At 67.9% G+C, this 4,362-nt stretch carries 5 protein-coding genes; all 5 read left to right on the top strand.

Features of this window, described 5'->3' with window-relative positions:
* Positions 1-1,068: CaiB/BaiF CoA transferase family protein (locus HUU95_RS09510; protein WP_174279895.1), on the top strand; the 1,068-nt coding region annotated here is incomplete at its 5' end.
* Entirely contained in the window at positions 1,068-1,988 is a 921-nt protein-coding gene (locus HUU95_RS09505) for a hydroxymethylglutaryl-CoA lyase (RefSeq protein ID WP_174279894.1), read from the top strand. The genes HUU95_RS09510 and HUU95_RS09505, both read left to right, overlap by 1 nt.
* Positions 1,985-3,403 (top strand): 3-isopropylmalate dehydratase large subunit, encoded by a 1,419-nt coding sequence (gene leuC / locus HUU95_RS09500; RefSeq protein ID WP_174279893.1) that lies wholly within the window; start codon positions 1,985-1,987, stop codon positions 3,401-3,403. The genes HUU95_RS09505 and leuC overlap by 4 nt, the downstream gene beginning before the upstream one ends.
* Complete coding sequence (leuD, locus tag HUU95_RS09495) at positions 3,400-4,047, top strand: 3-isopropylmalate dehydratase small subunit (protein WP_174279892.1); 648 nt, start codon at positions 3,400-3,402, stop codon at positions 4,045-4,047. The genes leuC and leuD overlap by 4 nt, the downstream gene beginning before the upstream one ends.
* Positions 4,048-4,117: 70 nt before the next feature.
* Positions 4,118-4,362, top strand: a 245-nt coding sequence (locus tag HUU95_RS14345; protein ID WP_217429804.1) for a hypothetical protein, incomplete at its 3' end; no start/stop codon positions are given.

Below are 4,362 nucleotides of genomic sequence, written 5' to 3'. Positions count from 1 at the left end.
GCGCAGGTGAACGGCCAATCGCTCTGGTGGTCGATGCACGGCCGCAACAAGCGCAGCGTCACGCTCGATCTCAAGCGACCCGAGGCCAAGCGGATCGTCCTGCGCTTGGTGCGGGAGTGCGACGCGGTGATCGAGAACTTCCGCCCCGGCCAGCTCGCCAAGCTCGAGCTCGGCCCCGAGACCTTGCAGGCCGAGCGACCGGGCCTGATCGTCGCGCACATTTCGGGCTATGGCCAAACCGGCCCGTATCGCGACCGCGCCGCCTTTGGCGTGATCGGCGAGGCGATCGGCGGCCTTCGCCACCTCACCGATCACGCGCCTGGCACCAGCGACCTGCCGCCGGTGCGGGTCGGGGTCAGCATTGGCGATTCGCTTGCCGGGCTCTATGCGGCGCTCGGCGTGCTTGCGGCGCTTTGGCAGCGCGACCGCGGCGGCGGGGACGGCCGCGCGCGCACGCTCGACGTCGCGCTGACCGAAAGCGTGCTGAGCCTGATGGAGGGCATGCTCCCTGAGTATGGCGCGCTGGGCCGGGTCAAGCAGCCTACCGGCGGCGGTATCGCCACCGCCGCGCCGACCAACGCCTATGCAACGGCCGATAACGCATTCGTCCTGATCGCAGCAAATTCCGAGCCGCTGTTCGCGCGGCTGATGACACTCGTAGGCCGGCCCGAACTCGTCGGCACGCCGGAATTTACCGGCAACCAAGCGCGCGTCGCCAATGTCGTTGCCCTCGACGCGCTGATCGGGACATGGACTCGTAAATACAGCGCCGACGCGCTGATCGCGCTGCTCACCGAGGCCGACATTCCCAGTTCGCGCGTCTATACCGCCGCCGACATCGCCACCGATCCACAATACCGCGAACGCGCGATGGTGCGGGCGGTGCCGGACCCGGCGTTTGGAGGCGAGGTGCTGCAGGCCGGGATCGTGCCGCATGTCGTCGAGACTCCCGGCGCGGTTCGCTGGCCCGGTCCCGCGATCGGCGCGCACAACGAGGAGGTGCTGCACGGCCTGCTCGGCATTCCGCCGGATGAGATCGCCCGGCTCATCGAGGAAGGAGTCGTCTGATGCCCGCCACTGCCACCATCGTCGAAGTCGGCCCGCGCGACGGCTTTCAGCCGATCGGTCCCTTCATCCCGACCGCGACCAAGATTGATCTCGTCCGCAAGCTTCACTCCGCCGGGTTGCGCCGGATCGAGGCAACCGCCTTCGTCAGCGACCGCGCGATCCCGCAGCTCGCCGATGCCGTCGAGGTGCTGGCGGCGGCGCGCGCGCTGCCCGGGCTCGACGTGCAGGTGCTCGTCCCCAATCAGCGTTATTGTGACAAGGCGCTGGCGGCGGGAGCCGACCACATCGCTTTCGTGCTGTCCGTCAGCGAGAAGCACAACATGAATAACGTGCGGCTAACGCCAGCGGAATCGATCGAGGAGTATCGTCGACTTTCCGCGGCGCTGCCAACCGGGGTTCGTGTACGGCTCAACATCGCGACCGCTTTCGACTGCCCGTTCATTGGCGCGGTAGACGCGGCGGCGACGCTGGCAATCCTGGACGAGCTGGTGCCTATCCGCCCGAACGTCGAGATAGCGCTGTGCGACACCACCGGTCGCGTTACGCCCGACAGGGTCGGCGCACTCTTTACCATGGCGATGGCGCGCCATGGCGAGCCGCGCTGGGCGTATCACGGCCACGACACCTACGGCCTCGGCGTCGCCAACACACTGGCCGCGTTCCAGACGGGCGTTGCCGTGCTCGACGCCGCGTTCGGCGGACTCGGCGGCTGCCCTTTCGCACCGGGAGCGACCGGCAATGTCGCGACGGAAGACGTGGTGTGGGCGTTCAATGAGATGGGCATCGCAACCGGCATCGATCTCGCCGCATTGATCGCCGTCGCGCGGGACGCTGCCGCGCTGCCCGGCGCGCCGGTCGGCGGACGGGTCCGTACCGCGCTGGCGGGTGCGGGCTGCATCGGGCTAGACCGCGCGGCATGAACGCACCGCGCACATTATACGAAAAGGTCTGGGACTCGCATCAGGTCGTCGATCTCGGCAATGGCGAGTGTCTGCTCCATGTCGATCGGCATCTGCTGTACGAGGTGACCAGCCCGCAGGCGTTCGACGGCCTTCGCGAGGCCGGACGCCGCGTGCGCCGGCCCGAGCTGACGCTCGCGGTCGCCGATCACAACGTCCCGACCGAAGATCGCGCGGGTGGTCTTGCTGCGATCACCGATCCAGACAGCCGGTTGCAGGTCGCGACGCTGGAGCGCAACTGCGCCGAATTCGGCATCCCCTATGTTCCGCTGACCAGCCGGCACCAGGGGATCGTTCATATCATCGGTCCCGAGTTGGGCCTGACGCTGCCGGGAACCGTGATCGTCTGCGGCGACAGCCATACCTCGACGCATGGCGCGTTTGGCGCGCTGGCATTCGGCATCGGCACGTCCGAGGCCGAGCATGTGCTCGCGACGCAGACGCTGGTGCAGAAACCCTCGCGCACGATGCTGGTGCGGATCGATGGGACGCTCGGGGTTGGGGTCACGGCCAAGGACATCGTGCTGCACATAATCGGGGCGATCGGCACAGGCGGCGCGACCGGCCACGTCATCGAATATGCCGGAGGCGCGATCCGCGCGCTCGACATGGCGGGACGGATGACGATCTGCAACATGGCGATTGAGGCCGGTGCGCGTGCCGGCATGATCGCGCCGGACGACACCACCTTCGCCTGGCTCGCGGGGCTGCCGTTCGCGCCCGAGGGCACGGCATGGGACGACGCGGTCGCGCAGTGGCGCACGCTGCCGAGCGACCTTGGCGCCAACTATGACCGTACCGTCGTTATCGACGCGGCGACGATCGAGCCAATGGTGACGTGGGGCACCAGCCCCGAGGCGGTGACCACGATCGGCGGCCATGCGCCGGACCCGGCCCGCGAAGCGGAACCGCGGCAGCGGGCACAGGTCGAGCGGATGCTCGCCTACATGGACATCGCCCCCGGCGCCGCGTTGGCGGGATTGCCGATCGACATCGTTTTCATCGGGTCGTGCACCAACGCGCGGATCGAGGATCTGCGCGCCGCCGCAGACGTGGCGCGTGACCGGCACATTGCACCGGGTGTACGCGCGCTGGTCGTGCCGGGATCGGGCCAGGTAAAGGCGCAGGGCGAAGCGGAGGGACTCGACCAGGTGTTCCGCGCCGCCGGATTCGAGTGGCGCGACGCCGGCTGCTCGATGTGCCTGGGTTTGAACCCTGACCGGCTGCAGCCGGGGCAGCGCTGCGCGTCGACCTCCAACCGCAATTTCGAGGGACGGCAGGGCCCCGGCGGGCGCACCCATCTGATGTCGCCGGCAATGGCGGCGGCGGCGGCGGTTACCGGCCGGCTGACCGACGTGCGGACGCTGGCACGATGACGCCGTTCACCCGCCTGACAGCGATCGCCGCACCGCTGCCGGTCGCCAATGTCGATACCGACATGCTGCTGCCCGCGCGTTTCCTCAAGACCGTGTCGCGCAAGGGTCTGGGTACGGCGTTGTTCCACGCGCAGCGCTTCGACATGGACGGCGCCGAGCGACCCGACTTCCCGCTGAATCGCCTGCCATGGCGAGGCGCGGAAATCTTGGTCGCACTCGACAATTTCGGATGCGGGTCGAGCCGCGAACACGCTCCCTGGGCGCTCGAGGACTTCGGCATTCGCTGCATCATCGCGCCGAGCTTCGCCGACATCTTCTACGGCAATTGCTTCAAGAATGGCATGTTGCCGATCGTGCTCGACGCGGCGAAGGTGGAACGGCTGATGGCTGATGCCGAACAGCCGAACACCGCGACGATGACCGTCGATCTCCAGCGGCAAACCATCGTGCGTGCAAACGGCGAGGTGATCGACTTTTCGACCGATCCGCAGCGGCGGCAGCGCCTGCTCGACGGGGTCGACGAAATCGCCCAGTCGCTCACGTTCGAAAAAACGATCGCCGCGCACGAACGGAGCTGGCGAACCGCCGCGCCCTGGGTGCGCGAGCTCACGGTTGGATTTGCGGCGACCGGCACCGGCTGCTAAGCCCGCTTCGGGCAGCATCCTGCGAGTGCGCGAGGATATCGCTGCTTCAACAGCGCGGGTAAGAGCGACGGTGGCGTGCCAGATCGCGGTGCGGGCGCAGCTGGCGATCTCGTCGTTTCAAAAGCGTCTTCAGCCACCAGATGCGGTTGGCCGGGCACGTCATGCAACGGCAGGAACGTCGCATACCCAGCCGCAGGGATGCGATTTACTCACCCGTCCGCGTCTGAGGTCGGCGGCAACGCTCGTCTTGCCGAACGAGATGAGCTCTGACGCGGCGGTCTCCCCCGGCCGCTTGGTTCGTCGGAGCGTCCAGCC

It is taken from the genome of Sphingomonas bacterium, from assembly GCF_903643065.1.
GTDB lineage: Bacteria > Pseudomonadota > Alphaproteobacteria > Sphingomonadales > Sphingomonadaceae > Sphingomonas.
This window is presented reverse-complemented; position numbering and strand designations above follow the sequence as displayed.

Bases quoted from the DNA above. Each gene is read 5' to 3' on its own strand.
- leuC (WP_174279893.1), top strand. From the start codon at position 1,985: ATGAACGCACCGCGCACATTATACGAAAAGGTCTGGGACTCGCATCAG.
- HUU95_RS09505 (WP_174279894.1), top strand. From the start codon at position 1,068: ATGCCCGCCACTGCCACCATCGTCGAAGTCGGCCCGCGCGACGGCTTT.
- leuD (WP_174279892.1), top strand. From the start codon at position 3,400: ATGACGCCGTTCACCCGCCTGACAGCGATCGCCGCACCGCTGCCGGTC.